The 25,503-nt window shown below is 58.1% G+C and carries 25 protein-coding genes; 11 read left to right on the top strand and 14 right to left on the bottom strand.

Features of this window, described 5'->3' with window-relative positions:
• Positions 1–5: 5 nt before the first annotated feature.
• The 3 genes from speB (AC2TEM_RS00630) to AC2TEM_RS00620 are packed head-to-tail and all read right to left on the bottom strand — an operon-like array spanning position 6 to position 3,157.
• The gene (speB, locus tag AC2TEM_RS00630) at positions 6–953 is read right to left on the bottom strand and encodes an agmatinase (RefSeq protein WP_170396741.1); all 948 of its coding nucleotides are present in this window, start codon (positions 951–953) and stop codon (positions 6–8) included.
• 59 nt (positions 954–1,012) lie between these two features.
• A complete protein-coding gene (speB, locus tag AC2TEM_RS00625) occupies positions 1,013–1,981 on the bottom strand; it encodes an agmatinase (RefSeq protein ID WP_170422048.1) in 969 nt (322 codons plus the stop codon).
• Positions 1,982–1,993: 12 nt separating this feature from the next.
• Complete coding sequence (locus AC2TEM_RS00620; RefSeq protein WP_480855948.1) at positions 1,994–3,157, bottom strand: M20 aminoacylase family protein; 1,164 nt, start codon at positions 3,155–3,157, stop codon at positions 1,994–1,996.
• Between the two features lie 66 nt (positions 3,158–3,223).
• Between AC2TEM_RS00620 and mazG the strand changes: the two genes are divergently transcribed.
• The 3 genes from mazG to AC2TEM_RS00605 all read left to right on the top strand — a co-directional run bounded on the left by mazG (position 3,224) and on the right by AC2TEM_RS00605 (position 5,529).
• Positions 3,224–4,081 (top strand): nucleoside triphosphate pyrophosphohydrolase, encoded by an 858-nt coding sequence (gene mazG, locus AC2TEM_RS00615; RefSeq protein ID WP_170422456.1) that lies wholly within the window; start codon positions 3,224–3,226, stop codon positions 4,079–4,081.
• Positions 4,082–4,144: 63 nt separating this feature from the next.
• Positions 4,145–5,083 carry a nucleoside hydrolase gene (locus AC2TEM_RS00610; protein ID WP_170422054.1) on the top strand — a complete coding sequence of 313 codons (939 nt, stop codon included), beginning with the start codon at positions 4,145–4,147 and terminating at the stop codon, positions 5,081–5,083.
• Positions 5,080–5,529: a GNAT family N-acetyltransferase gene (locus AC2TEM_RS00605; RefSeq protein ID WP_170422057.1), complete on the top strand. Its 450-nt coding sequence runs from the start codon at positions 5,080–5,082 to the stop codon at positions 5,527–5,529. Before AC2TEM_RS00610 ends, AC2TEM_RS00605 begins: the two co-directional genes overlap by 4 nt.
• Here AC2TEM_RS00605 and AC2TEM_RS00600 read toward each other — a convergent pair.
• From AC2TEM_RS00600 to AC2TEM_RS00575, 6 genes are all read right to left on the bottom strand, one after another.
• Complete coding sequence (locus AC2TEM_RS00600) at positions 5,526–5,693, bottom strand: hypothetical protein (RefSeq protein ID WP_170396730.1); 168 nt, start codon at positions 5,691–5,693, stop codon at positions 5,526–5,528. The genes AC2TEM_RS00605 and AC2TEM_RS00600 overlap by 4 nt on opposite strands.
• A gap of 102 nt (positions 5,694–5,795) precedes the next feature.
• Positions 5,796–6,113 carry a hypothetical protein gene (locus AC2TEM_RS00595; RefSeq protein ID WP_170422059.1) on the bottom strand — a complete coding sequence of 106 codons (318 nt, stop codon included), beginning with the start codon at positions 6,111–6,113 and terminating at the stop codon, positions 5,796–5,798.
• 122 nt (positions 6,114–6,235) lie between these two features.
• On the bottom strand, positions 6,236–7,513 hold the full coding sequence (gene eno, locus AC2TEM_RS00590; RefSeq protein WP_170406273.1) for a phosphopyruvate hydratase: 1,278 nt from the start codon (positions 7,511–7,513) through the stop codon (positions 6,236–6,238).
• Between the two features lie 144 nt (positions 7,514–7,657).
• Positions 7,658–8,536 (bottom strand): DMT family transporter, encoded by an 879-nt coding sequence (locus AC2TEM_RS00585; RefSeq protein WP_170422062.1) that lies wholly within the window; start codon positions 8,534–8,536, stop codon positions 7,658–7,660.
• 136 nt (positions 8,537–8,672) lie between these two features.
• Complete coding sequence (locus tag AC2TEM_RS00580; protein ID WP_170396723.1) at positions 8,673–9,086, bottom strand: Fur family transcriptional regulator; 414 nt, start codon at positions 9,084–9,086, stop codon at positions 8,673–8,675.
• Between the two features lie 72 nt (positions 9,087–9,158).
• Complete coding sequence (locus AC2TEM_RS00575) at positions 9,159–9,863, bottom strand: endonuclease/exonuclease/phosphatase family protein (RefSeq protein WP_170396721.1); 705 nt, start codon at positions 9,861–9,863, stop codon at positions 9,159–9,161.
• Between the two features lie 116 nt (positions 9,864–9,979).
• Here AC2TEM_RS00575 and AC2TEM_RS00570 point away from each other — a divergent pair, with 116 nt between their 5' ends.
• Positions 9,980–10,411 (top strand): hypothetical protein, encoded by a 432-nt coding sequence (locus tag AC2TEM_RS00570; protein WP_480855947.1) that lies wholly within the window; start codon positions 9,980–9,982, stop codon positions 10,409–10,411.
• Between the two features lie 62 nt (positions 10,412–10,473).
• Here AC2TEM_RS00570 and AC2TEM_RS00565 read toward each other — a convergent pair whose 3' ends face one another.
• Entirely contained in the window at positions 10,474–11,892 is a 1,419-nt protein-coding gene (locus tag AC2TEM_RS00565; protein ID WP_170422065.1) for a protein adenylyltransferase SelO, read from the bottom strand.
• An 86-nt stretch (positions 11,893–11,978) separates the two neighbouring features.
• On the opposite strand from AC2TEM_RS00565, the gene AC2TEM_RS00560 reads away from it, so the two are divergent.
• Together AC2TEM_RS00560 and AC2TEM_RS00555 are read left to right on the top strand one after the other, a co-directional pair.
• Positions 11,979–12,398 carry a cupin domain-containing protein gene (locus tag AC2TEM_RS00560; protein WP_170422068.1) on the top strand — a complete coding sequence of 140 codons (420 nt, stop codon included), beginning with the start codon at positions 11,979–11,981 and terminating at the stop codon, positions 12,396–12,398.
• 4 nt (positions 12,399–12,402) lie between these two features.
• The gene (locus AC2TEM_RS00555; RefSeq protein ID WP_170422071.1) at positions 12,403–13,293 is read left to right on the top strand and encodes a fatty acid desaturase; all 891 of its coding nucleotides are present in this window, start codon (positions 12,403–12,405) and stop codon (positions 13,291–13,293) included.
• A 64-nt stretch (positions 13,294–13,357) separates the two neighbouring features.
• Here AC2TEM_RS00555 and AC2TEM_RS00550 read toward each other — a convergent pair whose 3' ends face one another.
• Positions 13,358–14,437 (bottom strand): anhydro-N-acetylmuramic acid kinase, encoded by a 1,080-nt coding sequence (locus tag AC2TEM_RS00550; protein WP_480856016.1) that lies wholly within the window; start codon positions 14,435–14,437, stop codon positions 13,358–13,360.
• 650 nt (positions 14,438–15,087) lie between these two features.
• Here AC2TEM_RS00550 and AC2TEM_RS00545 point away from each other — a divergent pair.
• Positions 15,088–16,167 carry a Hint domain-containing protein gene (locus AC2TEM_RS00545; protein ID WP_170422074.1) on the top strand — a complete coding sequence of 360 codons (1,080 nt, stop codon included), beginning with the start codon at positions 15,088–15,090 and terminating at the stop codon, positions 16,165–16,167.
• 298 nt (positions 16,168–16,465) lie between these two features.
• Positions 16,466–17,716 carry a tyrosine--tRNA ligase gene (gene tyrS / locus AC2TEM_RS00540; protein ID WP_170608893.1) on the top strand — a complete coding sequence of 417 codons (1,251 nt, stop codon included), beginning with the start codon at positions 16,466–16,468 and terminating at the stop codon, positions 17,714–17,716.
• Between the two features lie 77 nt (positions 17,717–17,793).
• Here the strand turns inward: tyrS and AC2TEM_RS00535 are convergent, their stop codons facing one another.
• A complete protein-coding gene (locus AC2TEM_RS00535; protein ID WP_170422077.1) occupies positions 17,794–19,281 on the bottom strand; it encodes an adenylate/guanylate cyclase domain-containing protein in 1,488 nt (495 codons plus the stop codon).
• A gap of 341 nt (positions 19,282–19,622) precedes the next feature.
• Between AC2TEM_RS00535 and AC2TEM_RS00530 the strand changes: the two genes are divergently transcribed.
• The 3 genes from AC2TEM_RS00530 to AC2TEM_RS00520 are packed head-to-tail and all read left to right on the top strand — an operon-like array spanning position 19,623 to position 22,654.
• Entirely contained in the window at positions 19,623–21,173 is a 1,551-nt protein-coding gene (locus AC2TEM_RS00530; protein ID WP_170422080.1) for a trimethylamine methyltransferase family protein, read from the top strand.
• Between the two features lie 19 nt (positions 21,174–21,192).
• A complete protein-coding gene (locus tag AC2TEM_RS00525; protein ID WP_480855946.1) occupies positions 21,193–21,924 on the top strand; it encodes an SDR family NAD(P)-dependent oxidoreductase in 732 nt (243 codons plus the stop codon).
• A gap of 25 nt (positions 21,925–21,949) precedes the next feature.
• On the top strand, positions 21,950–22,654 hold the full coding sequence (locus AC2TEM_RS00520; protein ID WP_480855945.1) for an SDR family NAD(P)-dependent oxidoreductase: 705 nt from the start codon (positions 21,950–21,952) through the stop codon (positions 22,652–22,654).
• Between the two features lie 12 nt (positions 22,655–22,666).
• Here the strand turns inward: AC2TEM_RS00520 and AC2TEM_RS00515 are convergent, their stop codons facing one another.
• Entirely contained in the window at positions 22,667–24,007 is a 1,341-nt protein-coding gene (locus tag AC2TEM_RS00515; RefSeq protein WP_480855944.1) for an NAD(P)/FAD-dependent oxidoreductase, read from the bottom strand.
• Positions 24,004–25,500: an aldehyde dehydrogenase gene (locus tag AC2TEM_RS00510; protein WP_480855943.1), complete on the bottom strand. Its 1,497-nt coding sequence runs from the start codon at positions 25,498–25,500 to the stop codon at positions 24,004–24,006. Before AC2TEM_RS00510 ends, AC2TEM_RS00515 begins: the two co-directional genes overlap by 4 nt.
• Between the last annotated feature and the right edge of the window lie 3 nt (positions 25,501–25,503).

Below are 25,503 nucleotides of genomic sequence, written 5' to 3'. Positions count from 1 at the left end.
CACCCCTATCGTGACGTCACTCCGGGCAGAATGCACAGCATCTCGAACAGTAGATTGGCTGCGGTCAGTGCCGTATTGCCCGACGGATCATAGGGTGGAGATACTTCGACCAGATCGCAGCCCACCACATTCATGCCCGCCAGCGCATGGATCAACTGCAGCGCCTGCGGAGTGGTCAGACCTGCGATCTCGGGCGTGCCTGTTCCGGGTGCATAGGCCGGATCGAGGCTGTCGATATCGTAGGTGATATAGACCGGGTGATCGTCAACAGTTTTACGGATCAAAGAGCCGATTTCGGTCAGGTTCTGTTGCCACAGCTCCCACGCCGGGTACTGACGGAACCCCCAACCCTGTGCCTCGGTAAAGTCGCTGGCGGCGTAACCCGAGCCTCGAATGCCGATCTGAAAGGTCTTGTCAGGGACAATCAGCCCTTCCTCATAGGCGCGGCGGAAGACAGTGCCGTGGGTTTCCTTTTCACCGAACATCTCATCATTCACGTCAGCATGAGCGTCCACGTGCACCAGAGCCACAGGCCCGTGCTTGGCGGCCATCGCCCGCAGGATCGGCAAAGTGATCGAGTGATCCCCACCCATCGCCACAGGGACAACACCTTGCGCCAAAATGCCGTCATAGCTTTCCTTGATGATCTTAAGACTATCGGCGAGCGAGAAAGTGTTGATCGCCAGATCGCCGATATCTGCGATCTGCAGATGGTCGAAGGGCGCCGCGCCATTGGACATGTTATAGGGCCGGATCATCGCACTTTCACTGCGAATCTGCTTGGGTCCGAACCGTGTGCCCGACCGCCAAGAAGTGCCGATATCCATCGGAACCCCCAGGATCGCCACATCCAGCCCGTCCAGCGACGACGCCTGTGGCAACCGCATAAACGTGTTCGGCCCCGAAAACCGTGCCAGATCATTGCCGCCAATCGGTTGGTTGTATTGGGTCATGTGATGTCTCCGATCCGGTGCCTCACCAAGCAGATACCGGGATTATGCCTAACCAAAGGTTAAGGCTTCACCAGCTTGTTCCACCCCAAAAGGCAAATGATCTGTGTTGCCACATGAGCCCCCGCAATCGCCGTCGCACCAGAGGTATCGTATGGCGGAGATACCTCAACCACATCGCCGCCCTTGATGTTGATCCCGGCGATGTCGCGCAGAATGATCTGCGCCTGAATCGAACTCAGCCCACCCCAGACCGGCGTGCCAGTACCGGGCGCAAAAGCAGGGTCCAGACCGTCGATGTCGAAGCTCAGGTACACGGGGCTGTCGCCCAGAATACCCCTGATCTTCTGCGCCACGGCGGCTGGGCCGGATTCGTAAACCTCGCGCGCGTCGATGATGTTGACGCCCAACGTGTCTTCGTTTGTAGTGCGAATGCCCACCTGAACCGAGCGTTTCGGATCAACCAACCCCGATTTCACTGCCTTGTAGAACATCGTCCCGTGATCCACGCGGGACATGTCGTCATCGGCCCAGGTGTCCGTATGCGCATCAAATTGCAGCAGCGACATCGGCCCATATTTCTCGGCATAAGCTTTGAGGATCGGGAAGCTGATATAATGATCCCCGCCCAGCGTGACCGAAGCGACATCGGCCTTCAGAATGGTCCGAATGTGGTCAGTCAGCGTGTCGGGAAAGGCCGGGATATTGGCGTAGTCATAGGCCATGTCGCCATAATCCACGATGGCCAGCTCACTCAGAGCATCAAAAGGCCAGCCATAAGGCGCATCCGGCGATTGCAGCGCGCTCGCCTCACGGATCGCGCGCGGCCCCAGACGGGTTCCGGGGCGGTTTGTCACCGCCTGATCGAAAGGCACGCCGGTTACAGCAATATCCGCACCCGTCAGGTCTTTGGTATAAAGCCGCCGCAGGAATGAAGTCGCGCCGCCAAAGGTGTTTTCATAGGACAGCCCCTTAAGATCGGGGTTGGTGAATGCCTCATCCACCTGGTTCTTTGCATCTTCCAGTGCCATGTCTTTTCCCTGTCAGCCCAACGGCTGTGCCTTTTCGACGATCCGTGCGAAGAAGGACGCTCCGATCGGCGCGACGTCGTCATTGAAGTTGTATTTCGGATGGTGCAGCCCCGCGCCATCTCCTTGCCCCATGAACAGGTAAGCACCGGATCGGGCCTGCAGCATGTAGGAAAAATCCTCTGCCCCCATCTCACGCCCAGCATCATCTTTCACGCGTTCCGCGCCGGATACATCCCGCGCCACTTCAGCCGCGAATGCCGCCTTGTCGGCGTCGTTGATAGTGGCGGGATAACCCTCCTGATAGTCCAGTTTGGCTTCAACACCGTACGAGGCGGCCTGCCCCGCCACGATCTGCGCCATTCTCTCTTTGACCATCCTTTGCACGGCCGGATCAAAGGTGCGAACGGTGCCGTTCAGATAAGCGGTGTCAGGGATCACGTTATTCACCGTCCCGGTGTGAATCTGCGTCACCGACACCACCAGATCGTCCAGCGCATAGTGGTTGCGGCTGACGATGGTTTGGATCGCCTGCGCCATCCCGCAAGCTGCCATCACTGGGTCGCGCGTCTCATGCGGCATTGCCCCGTGGCCGCCAACGCCCTGAATATGGATCTCAAACGTATCTACTGCGGCCATCAGCGGCCCCGGCGTGGTTTCGAACAGCCCTTCGGGCCGACCCGGAGTGTTATGGATGCCGTAAACCTGAGAGATATTGAACCGATCCATGATGCCTTCTTCAACCATCACGCCCGCGCCGCCGCCCTCTTCCTCGGCAGGCTGAAAGATCAGCGCAACGCGGCCCGCGAAATTCCGCGTTTCGGCCAGATAGCGCGCAGCACCCAGCAGCATGGTTGTATGCCCGTCATGACCGCAGGCATGCATCTTACCGGGGTTTTTCGAGGCGTAGTCCACGCCCGTCTCCTCGGTAATCGGCAGAGCATCCATGTCAGCGCGCAGACCAATAGTCGGTCCCTCGCCCTGCCCGTTGATGATCGCGACCATGCCGGTTTTGGCGATTCCCTCATGCAGTTCATCTACCCCAAACTCGCGCAGACGCTCGGCCACATAGGCGGCGGTCTCATAGCATTCGAACTCCAATTCGGGGATGGTGTGAAGGTGCTGGCGCCACTTGGCCATATCAGCGGCGTAATCGGCAATTCGGTTGACGACGGGCATCTGGGGTGGACTCCTGATCCTGACTGCGGGATGGATGCATCTGACACCGGAACGAAAGGGTTCGCAATGGCCGAAAATCCTCTGATCCACGACGCGGACGCAGGTATCGAGCGTTTGCTGGAAATCATGCGCCGCTTACGCGACCCTCAATCCGGCTGCCCGTGGGATATCGAACAGGATTTTTCGACCATCGCGCCCTATACGATCGAAGAAGCCTATGAAGTCGCCGATGCCATCGAACGCGAGGCTTATGACGAATTGAAGGGAGAGCTGGGCGACCTGCTGTTCCAATCCGTCTTCCACGCGCAAATGGCTGAAGAGGCTGGGCATTTTACCTTTCAGGACGTGGTGCGCACCATGTCGGACAAGATGGTTAACCGTCACCCACATGTCTTCGGTGATGAGTCCCGAGACAAGTCGGCGGATCAACAGACAAAGGACTGGGAAACCATCAAAGCCGCCGAACGTGCGGGAAAAGAACAAAAAGGTGCACTAGACGGTGTCGCCGCGAACCTGCCCGCCTTGCTACGCGCACATAAGCTGCAGAAACGTGCCGCGCGCGTAGGGTTCGACTGGCCCGACGCCAGCCATGTGCTCGCCAAGATCACCGAGGAAGCCGCTGAGCTGGAAGAGGCGCGCGACAGCATGGATGCCGACGCGCTCGAGGATGAATTCGGCGATCTGCTGTTCGTGATTGTCAACCTCGGCCGCCACTTAGGCATCGAACCCGAGGCCGCCTTGCGCCGCACAAACGCCAAGTTTACTCGCCGTTTTGAGAAGGTCGAAGCCCGGCTGGCCGAACGAGGAAAAACGCCTTCGCAAAGTGATCTGGCCGAAATGGACGCGCTGTGGGACGAGGTGAAAATCGAGGAACACCGCGCCAACGGCAAACTCCCGCCGGTGGATGCTCCGGCAGGCACGTAATTCGGCTAGACAAGTCCCGCGACACTTGCGAGTGTCCGACCTTCACGGCCCCCGGAGACCCCCATGCCCCGCAAGATCATAATCGACACCGATCCCGGACAGGACGACGCCGTCGCCATTCTTCTGGCGCTTGCCAGCCCCGAAGAGATCGAGGTTCTGGGTATCACCGCCGTCGCTGGAAACGTGCCTTTGGAGCTGACCGCCAAAAACGTCCGCATCGTGTGCGAGTTGGCGGGGCACATCGAAATCCCCGTCTACGCCGGATGCGATCGCCCCCTGAAACGCCCGCTCGTCACCGCCGAGCATGTGCATGGTAAAACAGGGCTCGACGGCCCTGTTTTGCCAGATCCCGAAATGCCTCTGGCCGAGGGTCACGCGGTCGATTTTATCATCGATACCCTACGCGCACATGAGTCCGGCACGGTGACGCTCTGCCCTCTGGGGCCGCTGACGAACATCGCCACTGCCTTCCAGAAAGCGCCCGACATCATCGACCGGGTGCAGGAAATCGTGCTGATGGGTGGTGCGTATTTTGAGGTTGGAAACATCACACCAGCAGCCGAATTCAACATTTATGTCGACCCGGAAGCCGCTGATATTGTGTTTAAATCCGGCATTCATGTCGTCGTAATGCCATTGGATGTCACCCACGACGCGCTGGTCACGCCCCATCGCAACGATGCATTCCGGGCATTGGACAGCAAGGTTGGTCATGCGGTCGCAGAAATGACCGATTTCTTCGAACGTTTCGACAAGGAAAAATACGGATCGGAGGGCGCACCGCTGCACGACCCCTGCGTCACCGCCTATCTGATCCGACCCGAGTTGTTCTCGGGCCGCCACATCAATGTTGAGATCGAAACCCAATCAGAATTGACGTTGGGCATGACAGTGGCCGACTGGTGGCGGGTCACTGATCGCGCACCAAACGCCATGTTCATGGGTGACGTGGATGCCCAAGGTTTCTTCGACCTGCTCACAGAAAGACTTGCCCGCCTATGACCGCCGCACTCCGCCTTGCCCGCCCCGACGATCTGGACCGACTGATGGCGCTGGTCGCAGCGTTTCACTCGGAATCCGGCATCGCGCAGGATGACGAGAAACGTCGCAACGCGCTGGCCCCTCTGCTGGATGGAATTCCCCATGGGTGCATATATCTGATCGGTCCGGGCCGCGCACCGCTGGGCTATGTCATCCTCACCTTCGGCTGGTCGGTCGAGTTTGGTGGCATGGATGCCTTTGTAGATGAGATTTACATCCGCCCCGCCGTTCGCGGACGCGGTATCGCCACCGAAGTGCTGCATGATCTCCCCAAGGCGCTGGCCGAGGCCGGTCTGACCGCCCTGCATCTTGAGGTCGACCGAACCAACGAAACCGCGCAGAAACTATATCTGCGGTCAGGTTTTAAACCGCGCGATCGCTACATGCTGATGAGCAAATCGCTTTAGCGCGATTCCCCCCGGAAGATTACCGCCGGATTTGCCATTTCCTGCACCGGATCATCCTGCGAAACCTGCATCCCTGTGATCGGATAGGTCCCAGGCTCTGAACATGCGGCCAGCATCCCCGCGCAAAGCATTGAAATTACGAGAAAGACCTTTGAAGCAGACATATCGTCCCCCTTTCTGCAATGCTTGCAGACTATCGGGAGTCACAGCGCCGCAATAGGAACAAGTTCACACATAACGACATTTATGTTTGTTTAGCTTAACGATCAGCGGCAGTTCTTATTGAACGTCTGCTCCATGGTCTTGAACTGCCGGGGCACGCGTTTGGGTTTGGGCAGCGCATTCAACTGTTCAGTTATGTTCTCACCTGTGTACCAGGACTCGAACAATAATTCTTTGATGTCATCGTCCAAAACCGTGTTGGCGACGTTATAGGTGCACAGGCATTCCTCCATCGTGACCTGCCCGCTGGGATCGCCTTCCACCATTTTCTGGCACACTGCCTGAGGCGGACGATCAGCCCCTGCAAGCTGAGGCAGGATCAATAGCGCCCCAGCGCCAACGATGCGTTTGAATGTTGTCATAAATCGCCCTCTCCCATGTTGGCCTTCGATGCCCAGCTTAGACGGATCGGTAATGACGCAAAGAAAAAAATGGCCCCGGCGTTCTACCGGGGCCTGATCTGGTTTTACCAAGTACGCCAAACTCAGCGCTTTAGGATCGACGCGCCGGCGTATTCTGCGACCTCACCCAGCGATTCCTCGATGCGGATCAGCTGGTTGTATTTGGCCAACCGGTCCGACCGCGCCAACGAGCCGGTTTTGATCTGCCCGCAGTTGGTCGCCACAGCCAAATCGGCAATGGTGGCATCTTCGGTCTCGCCCGAGCGATGCGACATCACGTTGGTATACCGTGCACGGTGGGCCATATCGACGGCGCGCAGAGTTTCGGTCAGTGATCCAATCTGGTTTACCTTGACCAGCATCGAGTTGGCACAACCACGATCGATCCCCTCTGCCAGACGCTCTGGGTTGGTTACGAACAGGTCGTCGCCGACCAGTTGTACTTCGTTGCCGATGGCATCAGTTAGCGCTTTCCAGCCATCCCAATCGTCCTCGGACATACCGTCTTCGATCGAGATAATTGGGTAATCTTTGACCAATGTCGCCAGATACTCTGCGTTTTCCTCTGAGGTCAGCGAGATGTTTTCACCCGACAGAACATATTTTCCGTCGCGGTAGTATTCGGTGGCGGCGCAATCCAGCGCCAGATGAATCTCCTCGCCGGGTTTATAGCCCGCTTTTTCGACCGCCTGCAGGATGAAATCCAGTGCCTCACGAGTCGAGGCGATGTTAGGGGCAAAACCACCTTCGTCCCCCACTCCGGTGGCCAGTCCGGCAGCCGACAGTTCGCGCTTGAGAGTATGGAACACCTCGGACCCCATGCGCACGGCTTCGCGGATATTCGCGGCCGAGGTCGGCATGATCATGAATTCCTGAATGTCGATCGGATTATCGGCGTGCTCACCCCCGTTGATGATGTTCATCATCGGAACCGGAAGAACGCGCGCCGAAGTACCGCCAACATAGCGATACAGAGGCTGCGTGGTGAAATCCGCCGCCGCCTTGGCCGTCGCCAGTGAGACACCCAGGATAGCGTTCGCGCCCAGACGGCCCTTGTTCTCGGTCCCGTCGAGTTCAATCATCGCCTGATCGATGGCCACCTGCTCGGTCGCGTCAAAGCCCACTAGTTCTTCGGCGATCTCGCCGTTAACGGCAGCGACCGCTTCCAGCACGCCCTTTCCCATGTAACGGGATTTGTCACCATCGCGCTTTTCCACCGCCTCGTAGGCGCCGGTCGACGCCCCTGAAGGCACAGCGGCGCGGCCCATGGTGCCGTCTTCCAGAATCACGTCCACTTCGACCGTCGGGTTGCCCCGGCTGTCCAGTATTTCGCGTGCGTGGATGTCGATGATCGTGCTCATGATACGGGTCCCAATGATGCCAACGGTTGCATGCCTCATACCAGCACGCGGCGAAAAGTAAACCGTTTCCGTTATCGCTAACACTTATATTTTTCAGCCTTTAGGGCTAACAGTTTGCTGTTTGCGCCAACAGGTCGCGGGCGCTTAGGCTACTGCCAATGCCCGCGCCAGCTGGCGTTCTCGAATGAAAGTATACAGACCTGATCCGATAATCAGACCGGCACCGGCCAACGTCATGCTGTCGGGGCGTTCGCCAAACATCAGCATCCCGGCCGTGATCGAGAACACCAACCGTGTATACCGAAACGGCGTCAGCGCTGAGGCTTCGCCAATCCGCATCGCGGTTACGATACCGTAATAGCCCAATACGCCGAACCCGATGGCACCCAGATAAGGCCCGATCTGCGCAGCTTGCAGCGGCACAACTGGCTGTGCTGTGAACACCATAAGGGCCGCACCAGCCAGCGCCACTCCGATATAGGCCTGCAATGCGACGACCGACGAGGCCACACGAACATCCAACCTACGCGTGATCAGATCGCGCGCGGCAATTGCAACGACCGAGACCAAAACAAACAATGATTCCGGCTGGAATCCCTCGAACCCGGGGCGGATGATCATCAAGACGCCGACAAAGCCGATGCCGATGGCGCTCCAACGACGCCAACCGACCTGCTCGCCCAGAAACAGTGCTGCCCCCATCGTGACAAATAGAGGCATCGCCTGAAAAACCGCCGCCACAGTCGACAGATCAACAAGTGACAGCGCGGTCACGAAGCTGAGCGCACCAAAGGCTTCGGTCCCGGCACGGATCAGCGGCAAAGGTTGCCACGCGACCGGGTCGAAGATGCGTTTGCGTGTTGCCATAGACATAAGCGTGAACACAGCCCCGCAAATCAGACCCAATGCGATCATGATCTGCCCGGTCGACACACTGACCGAGAGATGCTTGATGAACATGTCCTCAAGCGCGAAGGCCGCCATCGAGCCGATGATCAGCAAAATGCCGTTTACGTTGTTCATGCGCGTTTCCATTGGAACAGGCCGCTGACAGGCGGACCTTTCCGGCAGCAAAACCGCAACCTTTGCGACGTCGCAAGCAGTATTACGACATGTTCGATGAAATCGCGTTCACCGACCGATCGATTTTCGTGATGTGTCAGTCTTTTTCTAACGGTACGCCGTACAATTCAAGGCGATGGCCTTTCAGCCTGTAGCCAAGCTTGGCCGCAATCTTTTCTTGCAGCGCTTCTATCTCAGGGTCGACAAACTCGATCACCTCGCCTGACTGCATGTCGATCAGGTGGTCGTGGTGATCACGCTCTGCATCTTCGTATCGCGCGCGCCCGTCGCCGAACTCCAGCCGCTCAAGTATCCCGGCCTCTTCGAACAACTTCACGGTACGATAGACTGTCGCGATCGAAATTCCCGCATCTTCGGCTGAAGCACGGGCATAAAGCTCTTCTACATCCGGGTGATCTTCGCTTTGCTGCAAGACCTGTGCAATGGTCCGCCGCTGGCCGGTCATGCGCAGGCCCTTGGCTTCGCAACGGGCGATAATCGTGTCGGACATGGTGACCCCCGGGACTGTTCGGTGTTCTGTCTTAATATGTCTACGCGCCCTGCGCCACAGACGATTTTGCGGTCAGGCGATGCGTCGCAGATCGGCCCAGACCGGCAAATGATCCGAGGCGATATGCGCGGGCCGCGCATCATGCACCCCGTGCAGTGCAGCCTCAAGCCCCTGCCCCACCGCGATTCTGTCCAGCGCCCCCAATGGCTGCGCGGCCGGGAAGCTTGGAACCGGAGGAAGAAACCGCATGTCCGGGGCCAAATGATCTAGAACAGGCTGGCGTGACCATTCGTTGAAATCCCCGGCCCAGACGGTGGGCATGTGTTCCAGATCAGAATCACATCGACGGATATGACTGATCTGTTGACGTCGCGACGCCGGCAAAAGCCCAAGATGCATCCCCATCACCCGCAAAGGCCCGATCTGCGTATCAAACTCGACCCGCACGGCGCCGCGGGGCTCCAGACCCGGCAAATCATGATGACCTGCCTGACGCACCTGAATGGCATCCCCACGCCAGATCACCGCGTTGCCATGCCAACCAAGACTACCGGCACCGCCCAGGTCCACGATCTGCCACCCGGCCTCATCCAACATGAAATGTGGCAAAGCGGCAGGACGGGGCGGCAATCGTTTGTCCGCCTCCTGCAGAACAACGATATCGGCCTGCATGCTTTCGATGACCTGCAATATCCGCTGCGGCTGCCGCCGGAAATCGAGTCCCACGCATTTCTGAATGTTGTAACTGGCAAGGCGCAAGGTCGAGCGGTAGGTCATCGGCACACTTAAACTGATTTAACCCAAGATCGCCAACTGGTCGGACAAGTGCAAGCCGAACCCAGCGCTGAATGGCAACGCGCCGCTTGCTCCGCTAACATTTGTGCAAAACGGCCTTGAGCCCGCGCAGCCCCTCGGCCACCTTCACGATCATGTTCATAAGTTTTGTCCATCCGATCAAGATAGAAGATATGGACGCGCGTCAGGGGTTCTTCTGCGCGGCCTACCACCTGCGCGACACTGCCGCGCTGGATAAATACACATTCGATCGAATTGAGGCGCTGCTGGCTTGGTTCCGGGAAAACCTTGAAATCCCCTATCGTTTCAACAGGACAAAATCTAAAGGCGCCTTTCAGCGCAATACCAAAGGCCTCAGCTGGTTCAAACCCGAAGCCAATGAGGTTTTGGGCAAGTCGTATGAGATGGTCGCACTGCTCAAAGAAAACGGATATCAGATCGATACTCTGCGATCAGACCGGATCGGCTACGTTGTCTATGAAGATGCGTGTCAGGTGATCGCCGAACCCTTTGCAGACACGCCCCGATAGCCTCGAAACCTGAAACTTCAAAAGTTTCAGGCTCGGTTTCTTCATAAGAAACCGTCTCTTTGTTACGTACCGCAGAATGTCGCGTGTACGACCTCGTTCTTCGCCGGAGGGCGCATCAGGTCAGCTGATTCTGGTTGATCCTCATACGGCCGTGACAGCACTTCATTCAGCCGATTGAACGGTGCGTAATCGCCCTGCACCGCAGCCTGAATCATCTGCTCCACCCGATGATTGCGTGGAATGAAGGCCGGATTGGCCACAGCCATCACGTCCAAAGGCGCATCCTCACGCGCCAAGCGTTCCTGCCACCCCTTTGCCCATTCGTCAAAAGCCGCCGGGTCGGCAAACTGGTCTCGCGCGCGGTCGCTGCCCAGCGCGCGGAACGTGTTTGCGAAGTCCGCCTGATTCTGCGCCATCCGCGTCAACAGATCCGAGATCATTTCAAGATCCCCCTCCTCTGCCCGAACCAATCCGATCTTGGCCCTGAAACGTTCCAGCCAATGTGCCTGCATCAACGCAGGCATGGCATGGACAATTTCGGTGGCCTCTTCGACAGCTGCGTCCTTGTCCTCAAACTGCTGAATTAGGGCCGTTGCCAGCTGCGCCAGATTCCAAACCGCAATCTCAGGCTGGTTCGAGTAGGCATACCGCCCCATCCGGTCGATCGAGCTATAGACTGTATTCGGGTGATAGCTGTCCATGAACGCACATGGGCCATAGTCGATCGTCTCACCGGCGATCGAGCTGTTGTCAGTATTCATGACCCCGTGAATGAAACCCACGCTCATCCATCGGGCGATCAACCCGGCCTGCGCATCCCGAACCGCGCGCAACAAACCCATAGCCCCGTCCGCCTCAGGATAGTGGCGCTGAATGGCATATTCAGTTAGCCGTTGCAGGCTCTCTAACTGCCCTCGCGCTGCAAACACCTGAAACGTGCCTACCCGCAAATGGCTTTGCGCCACACGTGTCAGTACCGCCCCGGGCATCGGACCCTCGCGCAGCACGATCTCTCCGGTTTCAACCGCTGCCAAGGCGCGCGTGGTGGGAATGCCCAGCGCATGCATCGCCTCGGAAACCACATATTCGCGCAAAACCGGCCCCAGCCAGGCACGTCCATCTCCCTGGCGCGAGAAAGGTGTCTGCCCTGAGCCCTTCAATTGAATATCCCGCCGAATCCCGTCGGTTCCGACCGTCTCACCTAACAAAACCGCGCGCCCATCTCCTAGTTGAGGGTTATAGGTGCCAAACTGATGCCCGGAATATAACTGCGCCAGCGGCTCGGCCCCTTCGGGCACAGTATTGCCCGCAAAAGCCTGCGCCATCTCTTCTACGTCGCCCGGCGCAATCCGCAACAGTCGCGCCAGATCACTGTTGAAGGCAACAAGCTTTGGTGCACGCACAGGCACAGGCCCCTGCCGCGCAAAGAAGGTGTCCGGCAGGCGAACATAGCTGTTGTCAAACGGGATCGTCAAAGTCATGCGGCAAACATATGCTCTGCATACACAATTGCCATAGCAGATCGTGCGCGTGCGTGCATAATCCCACAAACAGACCCGAGGCTTCCATGACCGCGCAAGACATCATCCAACACCTGAACCTGCAGCAGCACCCCGAAGGCGGCTGGTTCAAAGAGACCTGGCGCGCCGACAATCCCGGACGTGCCACCGGCACTTGCATCTACTTCCTACTGGCAGAGGGTGAGCGCAGCCACTGGCACAAGGTAGATGCGACCGAGATCTGGCTCTACCATTCCGGCGCTCCGCTGATCCTCTCGCTCAGCGCCTCCGATACAGGCCCTGCCAAAGACCACACCCTCACACCTGATCTGACCCAAGGCGCACCGCAGCTTATTGTACCTAAGGGCCATTGGCAGGCGGCGCGCAGCAGTGGAGACTACACGCTGGTCAGTTGCACTGTTTCACCGGGATTTGAATTTGACGGGTTTGAACTCGCGCCACCCGGCTTTGATATTCCAGGAGTGTAATTCCATGGACCACCGCGCCCTGATCGCCGCGATCCCGCCCGAGACCAAGGACAGGCTGCAACAGCGGTCAGACATGGCAGGTCTCAGACATCTAGCGATCTATTTCGGCGCTTTGACAGCAACCAGCACCGGTATCATCCTACAGGTTCCCCTCTGGCCGCTACTGCTCCTGCCGCAAGGCCTATTGCTGGTTTTCCTCTTTACGCTCAGCCACGAGTGCACCCACAAGACGCCGTTCAAAACCCCTTGGATCAACGAAGCGGTTGGGCACCTTGTCTCAATTCCTATCTGCCTGCCGTTCACATGGTTTCGCTACTTTCACCTTGCCCATCACAAATGGACAAACCACCCAACCAAAGACCCGGAACTTGGCGGCAAACCCCGCCCCGAAAACTGGCGCAGCCTTGCGATCTATCTCAGCGGTTGGCCATATTGGACAGGTATGGCCCGTGTGTTGACCGACAACGCGCGCGGCAGGATTGGCGCCGCTTACCTGCCAACCCGCCAGCACCACGCCATACGAACCGAAGCCCGAATATTGTCCACACTATATGCCCTGGCCGCACTCAGCCTGTTCTTCAGCCCCTTGTTGTTCTGGCTCTGGCTTCTGCCCGCCCTTATCGGCCAGCCTTTCCTGCGCCTATACCTGCTCGCCGAACACGGCCTCTGCCCGCCGGTGGCAAACATGCTCGAAAACTCCCGTACCACCTTTACCAATCGAATGATCCGATTTCTGGCCTGGAACATGCCCTACCACGCGGAGCACCACGCCTTTCCAAACGTGCCTTTCCACCACCTTCCAGCCTTCCACCGCTGGACCCAAGCACACCTGCAATCCACCTCGGACGGCTACACCGAATTCACCCTGGATTACGCCCGCGCCCTAAATCGCTAGATCCGCCTCTTCATCTGGCCAAAAATACCTCGGGGGAGTCGCGCAGCGACGGGGGCAGAACCCCCTACCCGCTCACCACGACACCCCTCGCCGGAGACGACACGACACCGCCCCCGACCAGCGCACTTACCCCGGTGGTACCCGGGCAAGAGGTCGGCAATCCCCGCGCCACACGCACGGCAAGGTGGGCAAAGGCCTGCGCTTCCAGCATGTCTCCGTCCAGCCCAACCGCCTCAACCGGCTCGACCGGGCAATCCAGCGACACGCGCAGCATTTCCATCAGCACTGGGTTGTGACGTCCGCCACCGGTAACCAGCATGCGCACAGGCGGCTTGGGACAATGCTCCATCCCCTGCAGCACACCCGCAGCGCTCATCCCTGTCAACGTGGCCACCGCATCCGCATCGCTCAGCTCGGTCACCAGACCAATCATTTCCGAGAAATCATTCCGGTCCAGCGATTTGGGCGGCATTCGGTTGAAATAGGGTTCGGCCAGAAACAGCTCCAGTGCGCCGGTCTCGACCGTACCCTCTCGGGCCAGCGCGCCGTCCCGATCCATCGGCAACCCCAACCGCGCCTGCATCAGATCGTCAACCGGCGCGTTGGCGGGTCCGGTGTCGAAAGCCAGCAACGCCCCTGGCGCTTCAGGCCCGTCAAAAGACGGGTCAACATAGGTCAGGTTCCCAACACCGCCCAGATTGAGGAAACACAGCGGCTCTTCCGCCCCGATCCATTTGGCGCAGGCGAAATGAAAGAACGGGGCCAGAGGCGCACCCTCTCCGCCCAGCGCCACATCATCGCTGCGAAAATCCCAGACCACCGGCAGCCCCAAAGCCTGCGACAGGCCAAGCCCGTCACCCACCTGCAACGTGCCACGCCCACGCGGCTCATGCGCCAATGTCTGACCGTGGAAGCCGATCAGGTCGACCTCTTCGAACTCTGAAAGAACCTCGGCATGTGCCCGGGTCACCAATTCAGCCGAGATATCAACGTTTGGTCCATGCCAAAGCCCCAGCGCCGCGCGCAGCGAGGCACGCTCTTCTTCAGAATAAGCGCGATACCCGCTGGGACCAAAGCCGAATATCTGCTGCCCATCGGTTTCAACGACCGCAGCGTCCACACCGTCCAGCGATGTGCCCGACATGGCCCCCAACGCTCTGATCGCCCCCGATTTGCTGATGACCCTGCCCACGCCGACCTCGTATTGCGTCTCTCCACCCGTTTCGCCGGGTTCTGAGCACAACCTGCACGGTAATGCAAAGCCAAGGCAAGACACATCATGCGCGAGCTTCATTTTTCTTGGAAAAGGTGCCTTTTCCTTGCCTCTTCCCCCGCCTGTACCGTGCGCCGCTACAGAGTTCCGAAAGGTACGAGACCGCGAATGAAGGCGACAAGGCGTTCCCAAACGCAGCGCAGTTCCGAGTGCTCATGAAAGAGCTGTACAAAGTCCATTACCACATGTTCGCAGATCGCTACAGCAGGTGCCAAGCTCTCCCAAGAATGCCCGTCGCCGGTTTCAGTGTTCCACTTGATCTGAAGCACCTACGATCATTCCATATAGCTCAGCTTCGTCAGATTTGCATTGAAACAAAGCGACTGAATAATGGCAGGTATTTTGGGATCTTGAGTGCAATAAAAGCGCAGGCTCAAAACCCCGGATATTCGCAAATGTTGCACCAATGCTTATAGATGAGATACTAATATGCAGCAAAGCACAGACAACAAATTGAGGACGGGTGAGTAGGTTCATACCGCTTAGTAAAAAGCGGCAGTGAATTGGCCTGAACAGGGTTTATGCCAAACATATACGGTGCATTTCGGACGGACACGACTCTGACCACGAACCAGGCCCAATTCGGCGGCGTTGGAACGACATTTCAGATCTCCGCGTACAATACGATCGAAATTACTGATGGTGTTGACCCCAACACCATCGAAGGAGACGGTGTAAACAACGAATTCCCAGACGATCCCACGCAAACCTATCTGGGGAATGCAATTGCCTGGGACTACAATTACATAGTCACGGATGGCACCAATACCTACACGATTGGCGTTTTCGACTATGATTCCAGCGGCAACGGCGCGTTTGGCGGCGGAGCCGAGCAAGGATTCTTCATCGGCTTTTTGGGGGATGTCCCCCCGCTCAACACAACACTGACGATCACGGCGCTGGGTGACGGTGCCTTCGCCAGTCCAGTCGTTAATCTGCCCGTTGACGACTTTGTTCCCTGTTTCACCAGTGGCACGAATATTCGGGTAAGGGGTGGTCATAAGGCGGTCGAGGATCTGAAAGCCAGCGATGACGTCGAAGTGTTTGATCCCACAGGTGATGGGCCCGGATTTGCCACCCTGCTGCGGGTGTTTCGCCGTACGATATCTGCCCCGGAACTGGCTGCAAACCCCAAACTGCGCCCGGTTCGTATCAGCGCCGGAGCGTTAGGTCTGGGCTTGCCTCAGCGTGATCTTGTGGTGTCCCGGCAGCACCGGATGCTGGTGTCTTCAAAGATTGTCGAACGTATGTTCAGGACTTCCGAAGTTCTGGTACCCGCCGTCAATCTGACTTCGCTGCCCGGTATTTTCATCGATCAGGATGCCCAGAGCGTCGAGTATCTTCACCTTCTTTTTGGACAGCACGAGGTAGTCTATGCCGAAGGCGCACCATCGGAAAGCCTGTTTACCGGACCGGAAGTGCTCAAGGCCATCAGTCCAGAAGCACGAACAGAAATCCTGAGCATATTCCCCGAGATAGCAGAACTGGAATTTGCCCCCAAGCCCGCCTGCCCGATCCCATCCGGGAAGCTGCAAAAGCAACTGATTGAACGCCACATCAAGAATGAAAAGCCGCTTCTGTCCAGACACACTGCACGCTAGAACCAGAGGTTATCCGGCAGGACTTGGTACGCTTCAAAGACTGACGCGATATTCTGTGTTTCGCTATGCGTTATTTCTTCGCGTTTCCCTCAGAAAGCTTATCCGCAAGATTCTTTCAGTACGGACTGCACTTGCTCGCCAATGACTGGACATTCCGCGAGACTTAGGGAATTAGAAGGCCAGTCGCATGAATGTACCTTCCGTCGTGCGACCAAGCGGGTCTGGTTTTGAAATTACTGACCTATGACTTACACCAGCCCTTGCAGAGAGGGCCAGAACACAAGGCCTGTTGAGCGTCATGACCTACCACCCCAAATCGGATTTCATCGCCACGATGATCGAGCGCGGCTTTCTCGCCGACTGCACCGATTATCAGGGCCTTGACGACGCGCTGATCTCTGGGGTGCAGACGGCTTATATCGGCTATGACGCCACCGCACAGTCGCTGCATGTAGGTCACCTGATGAACATTATGGTGCTGCGCTGGTTGCAGAAAACCGGCCACAAGCCAATTACCCTGATGGGCGGCGGCACCACCAAGGTAGGCGACCCCTCGTTCCGTTCAGACGAACGCCCCCTGCTGGGCCCTGAACAGATCGACGCCAATATCGCAGGCATGAAACAGGTGTTCTCGAAATACCTGTCTTACGATGACAGCGAGACCGGCGCGCTGATGCTGAACAATGCCGAATGGCTGGATAGCCTGAACTACCTCGATTTCCTGCGCGATATTGGGCGGCATTTCTCGGTCAACCGGATGCTCAGCTTTGAATCGGTGAAATCGCGGTTGGATCGTGAACAGTCGCTGAGCTTTCTCGAATTCAACTACATGATCCTGCAGGCTTATGACTTCCTCGAACTGAACCGCCGGTATAACTGCGTTCTGCAGATGGGCGGCTCGGACCAGTGGGGCAACATCGTCAACGGCATCGACCTAACCCGCCGGGTGCTGGATCACGAGATCTATGGCCTCACGACCCCCCTGCTGACCACCAGCGATGGCCGCAAGATGGGCAAATCACAGGGCGGTGCGGTTTGGTTGAACGGCGACATGCTGAGCGCCTATGAGTTCTGGCAGTTCTGGCGCAACACGACCGACGCCGATGTGGGACGGTTCCTGAAAATCTTCACCGAGCTTCCGGTGGACGAATGCGACCGCATGGCCGCGATGCAAGGGTCCGAGATCAACGAGGCCAAAATCCGCCTCGCCAACGAAGTCACAACTCTGCTGCACGGTGCAGAAGCCGCTGCAACCGCCGAGGCGACCGCGCGCGAGGTGTTCGAAAAGGGCGGCGTTGGCGGAGACCTCCCGACCCTGACCCTCAGCGCATCAGAGCTGGGTGACGGCATGTCCATCGTGCAGTTGATCGTCAAATCCGGCCTCGCCAAATCCGGCAAAGAAGCCAAACGCCTGATCGCCGAAAACGGCGCCAAAATGGACGACGCCCCGCTGACTGATGCGGGACTGATGATCGACGCAGGCGCGTTGTCATCGCCGATCAAGCTGAGCGCGGGCAAGAAGCGCCACGCACTGGTTCAATTGGGCTGATCCAAATTGGGCGGTCGCCGCCGGGTGGCCGTCCATTGAAGTAGAAGTGGCAGATTAATTAGGTCGAGACGTAGTGGTCAGCTTTTGGTTTTAGAACCGATCAAGAACCACGTTTTCACAGAACCCAATCCCTTTATCTCCACCACGCCTCGGGGTTCGAAGTCGTAGTCCGCTTCAAGCTCCTCTTTTGCGGCACCCGTTACCTGGATCCTCCCCGGTTCACCGTGGCTCTCCATCCGGCTGGCGGTGTTCACCGTTTCCCCCCAAACATCATAGAACAACTTCTGGTTTCCAATGACACCGGCGACAGCAGGCCCTGCGTGAAGTCCGATTCTTACTTGAAGCCCATCCGGAAAATCAGGTGACATTTCCGCAACCGACCGTTGCACGTCCAGAGCCATCTCGGCGACGCGATGCACCGGGTCGCCGACCGGAGACGGCATACCTGCCGCGACCATATAGGCATCACCAATTGTCTTGATCTTTTCCAATCCGTGTTTGTCGGCCAATTCATCAAATAGACGAAAGATCTTGTTCAGAAACCCGACTACATCTTCCGGCGGCAGTTTCGATGCCCGTGGCGTGAAATCCACGATATCAGCGAATAGTATTGCAACCTTGGGCAAACTGTCAGCGATAGTCTGGTCTGGCTCAAGCTTCAATCTTACCGCAATGTCTTCTGGCAGCAGATTGTAAAGCAACTTTTCCGACCGGTCGTATTCGGCTTCCAATTCGGCTCGCTGGGTCTCTACCTGTTCATAAAGATCACCCAGACGCGCACTTGTTGCATTCACGTCGTTTGCCAATTTGCCAAGCTCGTCGCGATTGGGGACATCAACTCGCGCCGCGAAATCTCCTTCGGCGACAACGCTAAGTGTTTGGCCGATTCGGCGCATTGGCCAGATCAGTGACGAAGAGATTGCGTAGCCAAGAAAAAGGGCTGCCCCCATTGCAATTGTTGCCGCCGCCACGACCATTTTGCGCGTCGATTGGTAAACTTCGGCATTCCTATTTGCCCGGTCACGCATCTCTGCTTCGGCGCCCTGCACAAGATTATACGCATCGCTTTGCAGTGAACGAACTTGGCGAAAAATCTGATCCAATCCCAATTCGGCGAGATTCTGCATGTCTCCGTCTCTTCGAAACCGCACCATGGCGGCGGCCTTGGTTTTGATGTCGCCCAAATCTGCGCGGATTTCATCAATGGTTTGGAACTCTTTGCTGCCCGCCTGCAGGAATCGACGTATCCCTTGCGCAATGTGATGTTGCAGGTTCTCGATCTGACCGATGAAATTGCCGGTTGAAAATGCAAAAATTTCGTCCGAGTCGTCCCCGGGCGTCTGATCGATGACCAAGGACAAGTTCATCAGGTTCAACTCGCTCAGCGCCAAATGGATTTCGTTGAAATATGCAATCCTCTCCTGATCATGGATCATCGCATCGACACGCCTGTTCGATTGCTGCAAGGCCGACACAGCAAAAAGCGCCAATCCCAAAAGCAACAAGGTGATACCCAAAAACGCCATCAGCAGTTTTACCCGCACAGACAGGGCAGCTTTTGCCACGCTCCTTACGATCAGATTTGGTTGCTGAGAGTTCCTAATGCCCCGCTCCCACATGGATTAAGCCCGTCTCGAATGGTGCCGATACATTAATCAGAATACAGTCTGCGGGCGGACTAGTCACTTTTGGCCGCAATTCTTTGGCCCCATCGTCTGCTTCGCTGCCATTGCGTGATGTTAAACACAAACTCCCACAAAGATGCGTTTGAGATGCTTTAGTGAACCTCCTTCGAGTTGCCGTTTATTTGACGAAACCCCAACGTCGCATTTCGCAACAGTCTTTCGCATTCCTGCATGTGGACCTCACCCTTTCCGTTCCACTCTGAACCGGAAGGAGGCACCATATGACCAGAACTGCCACAGCCACACGTACCGGAGGGCGCTCTGCCCGGCGCGCCATGCGCACCGCTCCAAACTTCGAGATGCTGCCGGGCCTGACCCGCGGCATTCCGTTATGCGAGGTTATGGACGGCGCCCAGGTAGAACGCATTGATGCGGCCTCGATGGATATTCTGGAAAACGTAGGCGTTCAGTTCCGTGACCCCATCGCTCTGGAAGACTGGAAGAAGGCTGGTGCCAAGGTAGAAGGCGAGCTCGTCTATCTGGATCGCGGTCTGGTGCGTGAGCTGATCGCGACCATTCCGTCAGATTTCGCCTACCACGCGCGCGATCCGAAAAAGAACGTGCGGCTGGGCGGCAAACACTCGATCTTCGTGCCAATGACCGGCGCGCCGTTCCTGCGCGATCTGGAAGATGTGCGCCGCAACCCTACGCTGGACGATCTGGCGATGTTCCACAAGCTCAGCCATATGTTGCCCGCGCTGCATTCCTCGGCCCATCACATCGTGGAGCCCTATGATCACCCGATCAGTCAGCGGCATCTGCGGATTACCTATTCGTCAATGAAGCACTCTGACAAAACCTTCATGGGCATGACCACCAGCCCCAAGAATGCCGAAGATGTCATGGAGATGTGTGCCATCCTGTTCGGCGAGGATTTCCTTGAAGATCACCCGGTCACCACTGGTAATTGCAACGGCAATTCGCCGCTGGTTTGGGATGAAACCATGCTGGGCGCGATGCGTGCCTTCTGTCGCCGAAAGCAGCCGGTGTTGTGCTCGCCCTTCGTTCTGGGCGGGGCCAATACGCCCGCCAGCGTTCCGGCGACCGTGGCGCAACTGAATGCCGAGGCGCTCAGCGCGCTGGCCTATACGCAGGTGATCCGCAAGGGCGCGCCCGCGATCTACGGGCACTACCTGTCGACCGTCTCGATGAAATCCGGCGCGCCGATGGCAGGCACGCCCGAGATCAGCCTGATGAATTTTATGATCGGCCAGATGGCGCGGCACTACGAAGTGCCTTGGCGTACCTCAAACACTCTGGGCGGAGCCAAGACGTTCGACGCGCAGGCAGGCTATGAATCTGCCACCACCTTGCAGGCGGTCATCCATGCTGGTGCGAACTACATCTGGCACTCGGCGGGCTGGAACGAGGCCGGGATGCACTGCTCGACCGCCAAGTTCATCGTTGACGCGGAACAATGCGCCATGGCCTATCGCATGGCCGAGGGCCCGAAATGGGGCGATTTCGATCAGGCCGTTTCGGCAGTCGGTGATATCGGTCCGGGCGGGCATTACCTTGGGCATCCGCATACGCAGGACAATTTCCAGAGCGCATTCTTCATGCCGGATATGTTCGACAACAACTCGATCGAACAATGGCAGGCTGAGGGTTGTGTTGAAATCACCGAACGCGCGCTCAAACACGCCCGCAAGCTGCTGGCCGAGTATCAGGAACCAACGCTCGATATCGCCAAGAACGAAGAGCTGCTGGATTACATCGCCCGGCGCGAGCGTGAAATACCGGCTGCGGATGAGCTGAACCAGTCCTACTAAATCCCGGGGAGGTACACGAATGAGGTTCGCTGAAAAAACCGCACTCGTCACAGGGGCGTCGGGCGGGATCGGGGCCGCCATCGTCAGCCAGCTGCGGGCCGAAGGCGCGCGTGTGGCTGTTGCTGACCGCGATGTGGGCAGCCTTGCAGCCGAGGCGCATCTGCCCGGCGATCTGCGCGATCCCGACTATTGCGACGGGCTGGCCTTGGCCGCGCATCAGGCGCTGGATGGTCTTGATATCGTGATCAACAATGCAGGCGTGATCACCCGCGGCCCGGTGACTGAAACATCCGATGAGGATTGGGCCCTGTCCGTCGGTGTGAATGTCGAGGCTCCTTTCCGTATCTGCCGCGCTGCGATTCCAATCATGGCGGCGGCGGGTGGCGGTGCTATTGTGAACACTGCCTCGTGCTGGGGCCTTCGACCTGGCCCGGATCATGCGGTGTACTGCATGACCAAAGCGGCCATTGCCAGCCTCACCCAATGCATGGGGCACGATCACGCCCATCAGGGCATCCGCATCAACGCCGTCTGCCCGAACGAGGTGAACACACCGATGCTGCGTTCGGGCTTTGCCAAACGTGGGTTCGATCCTGATACGGCGATTGCCGAGCTTGGGAAGTCGGTGCCTTTAGGGCGTATCGCCGAACCCGAAGATATAGCCGAAGTGATCCTTTTTCTCGCCTCGGATTCGGCGCGCTACATGTGTGGTGCTCTGGTCGAAGTGAATGGGGGCAAGCCGGTGCAATGAAAGATTCGCAGGAAAAACAGCGCTCGTGACCGGTGGCCGCAGTGGCATCGGACAAGCCATCGCCCGCCGGCTGCGCGAAGAAGGGGCTAATGTCTACACTGCGCAGCGCGGTAAGGATGATGAGTTCCCCTCTATCCCGGCGGATTTTGCCAACCCGGAAAGCCCGGCGCAGATCATCAAGCAGGTTGTGGACAGCGCGGGCCAGCTGGACGTACTGATCAACAATGCAGGCATGATGCAGGAGGCCTCCGTCAACGACATGCCGCTTGAAGATTGGCAACGCAACCTCATGGTCAACCTGACCGCCCCGTTCCTGCTGATCCAGGCTGCACTGCCACATCTGCGCAAAACCAAGGGCAGCATCGTCAATATCGGCTCGGTCGAGGGGTTGGGCAGCAACCCCAGCCACGCCGCCTACTGCGCCTCTAAGGCCGGGCTGCATGGGTTGACCCGCGCGGTTGCCGTGGATCACGGAGCAGAAGGCATTCGCTGCAATGCAGTGGCACCGGGCTGGATCGACACAGACCTCAACATCGATTTCATCGAGAGCATGAACGACCCCGGCGCATTCCGCCGGGATATCGCCCGCATTCATCCCGTTGGCCGCACCGGCGACCCGAAAGAAGTCGCCGCACTGGTCGCTTTCTTGGCAGCCGAGGAAGCGGGTTTTGTCACCGGTCAAATTTACACGATCGATGGCGGACGGATGGCAAAGCTCAGCCTGCCCTGACCAGCCTGCAAGCTATTCCGCCCCTGATCGCCACTCTTTCCAGCGCAGATACGCATTGGCCCCAACCGATGCGAAGGGCTCGGGTGGTAAACGCGGTGGCATCGGTTGCGCCAGAAAATGATCTGCAATCTGGGAGTCTTTCCCCAGCACAAGCTCTGCCACGCCCATTCCCTGCAGTGTTCCTCGCGCTATACCCAATCCGTTTTGACAGCAGGCGGCATATACACCCTGCTCGATCTCACCGAACGCGGCCGAGCCATTGCGGCTGAGGCACAGCATCCCAGCCCAACGGTGCTGCATCTGTACATTCGGCAAGTTGGGAAATCGCTCCTGAAACTTACGATCGTGCACCGCGCCTGCCCGTTTCAAATGGCTGTCGCCGCTGTGGATTTCAGGATGAAAGCTTGAACAGGTCCGGATCAGAATGCGATCCCCATAACTGCCCGAAACCCGCCGGACCGAAGTGCCCATCGGATCCGCTGGCGTTACCGACCAGCGTGGCTGTCCGCCCAGCGTGGCGATCTGATCTGGTGTCAGCGGTTCCGTTATCGACGCGTAGAGGCAGATGTGCATCAGACGCCGCTGGTAAAACCCAAAGCTTTCCAGGTGACCATTCGTTGCCATCACGATCCGCCCCGTCGAAACCCGCGCCTGTTCGGTCTCGACCAACCAGCCACCGCCTTGTTTGCGAAACCCGGTCACGGCAGAGTTTTCATAAACACCGATCCGCCCAGCCAGATGCGTTGAGAGAGCCCGAACATAGGCTGCAGGCTGGATCATCACCGTCCCGGGCGCAAACAGACCAGATGTGTAATGCGGGCTGCCTGTCAGCGCCTGCATCTGCTGTGCATCATAAAGCTCGTGGGGCTCTCCCAATCGCGCCAGATGCACTGCGTAGTCTGCGTTGTGCCGATCACCCGCTGCGGTCGCAGCAGCGTTGATCTTGCCGCACGGGTCGAACATCTCCGGCGACAGGTCGCACTCAGCGGCTACCCGGGTCGCAAAGGAAATCGCCTGACGATTCAGCGCGATTGTGGCCCGATCTGCCTCCAGCCCATCGCTGGCGTAATTGTCCGAGGCCAAGTCATGCGGCAGATCGATCATGAACCCTGAGTTGCGCCCGGCAGAGCCTTCCGCAAAGCGCCCAGCCTCAAGCACCACAACCTTCAGCGTCGGATCAAGCTGATGCAGCCTCAGCGCTGCGGACAGCCCGGCAAAACCACCGCCGATGATGGTCACATCTGCGGTCTGGTCTTGCTCAAGCCGAGGCAGGTCTTGCTGCAGAGGCAGGATGGCATTCCATCCTGCCACGCCGGTTTGCCGGCGTAAACGTTTGGCGGTGTAGATCGTCAATCTACCGCCTCATCTTCGTCATCGGCCAGATCAATCCAGATGGTTTTCAGCTGGGTATACTGATCATGGGCGTGAACCGAGTTGTCCCGGCCACCAAACCCTGACTGCTTGTAGCCACCAAAGGGTGTGGTGATATCCCCTTCGCCAAAGCTGTTGATCGTGACAGTCCCCGCCCGGATCGCCCGCGCGCCACGGATCGCGCGTTTGGCGTTGGCCGTGAAGATCGAGGCGCACAGCCCATACTCGGTGTCATTGGCAATGCTGATCGCCTCGTCAAAGCCAGAGACTTCGATCACCGACAGAACCGGGCCAAAGATTTCCTCGCGCGCCAGCGTGGCATCGTTTCCGGGCACTTCGACCACCGTGGCTTCAACAAAACCCTTGTCGGCCTTGCCGCCTATCAGCACGTTTTCGGCCTGTTCCAGATAGCCGCACACCTTGGAATAATGCCCCTCGCTGACAAGCGCGCCCATGCGGGTCTCTGGGTCCAACGGGTCGCCGACATTCCAGTGCTTGGCATGATGCGCGATCCGTTCCAGCAGTTCTGCCTTCACGTCCTTATGCACGATCAACCGCGACGAGGCCGAGCAATTCTCGCCCATGTTCCAGAACGCACCATTGACGACATGCGCTGCCACCCGGTCCAGATTTTCCGCATCGTCCAAGACGATGGCCGGGTTCTTACCACCCATCTCAAGCACCACCTCCTTGGCATTGCTTTCAGCGGAATAGCTCAGGAACTTCTTTCCCGTCACGGTCGAGCCCGTGAAGGACACCATGTCGATATCCAAATGCCGCCCGATGGGTTCGCCCACCTCGGCGCCACCGCCGGGCACCACATTCAGCACACCGCGCGGCAACCCGGCCTCAGACGCCAGCTCCGCCACCTTTAATGCAGTCAGAGAAGTCTCGGCCGCCGGTTTCACCACCACCGAACAGCCCGCCGCCAGCGCCGGCCCGATCTTCCACGCCAGCATCAGCAAGGGGAAGTTCCACGGCAGGACCAGCCCAACCACGCCGATGGGCTCACGCACGACCATGGCGATGTGGTCATCACTGGCCGGGCTGACCTGATCATAGATCTTGTCGATCGCCTCGGCATGCCATTTCAGGCAGTGGATCGTCTCGGGAACATCAACGGTTTCGCAATCAAAGATGGTCTTGCCGCTATCGATGCTCTCCATCACCGCCAGTTCCCGCGCGTTGCGGGTAAGCAGCTTGCACAGGCGGATCAGAATGTCCTTGCGATCCGAGGGGTGCATCTTTGACCAACGCCCGTCGTCAAAGGCTTCTCGCGCCTTTTCGACCGCAAAATCCACATCCTCCGATCCGCAGGCAGCAATGCTGGTCAGCACAGCCCCGGTGGCTGGATTGATAGTGTCGAACACCTGTCCCGAGCTCGAGGGGCGATAACCGCCGTCGATGAAAGCGCCCGTCGGCAGATCCAGATGCGCAGCGATGGATTCGTATTCGTCTTTCGTCAGCAAGCCCATGCC

The sequence above is a fragment of the Ruegeria sp. HKCCD3925 genome (assembly GCF_057221175.1).
The sequence above is the reverse complement of the archived record's forward strand: the minus strand, read 5'-3'. Positions and strand labels throughout refer to the sequence as shown.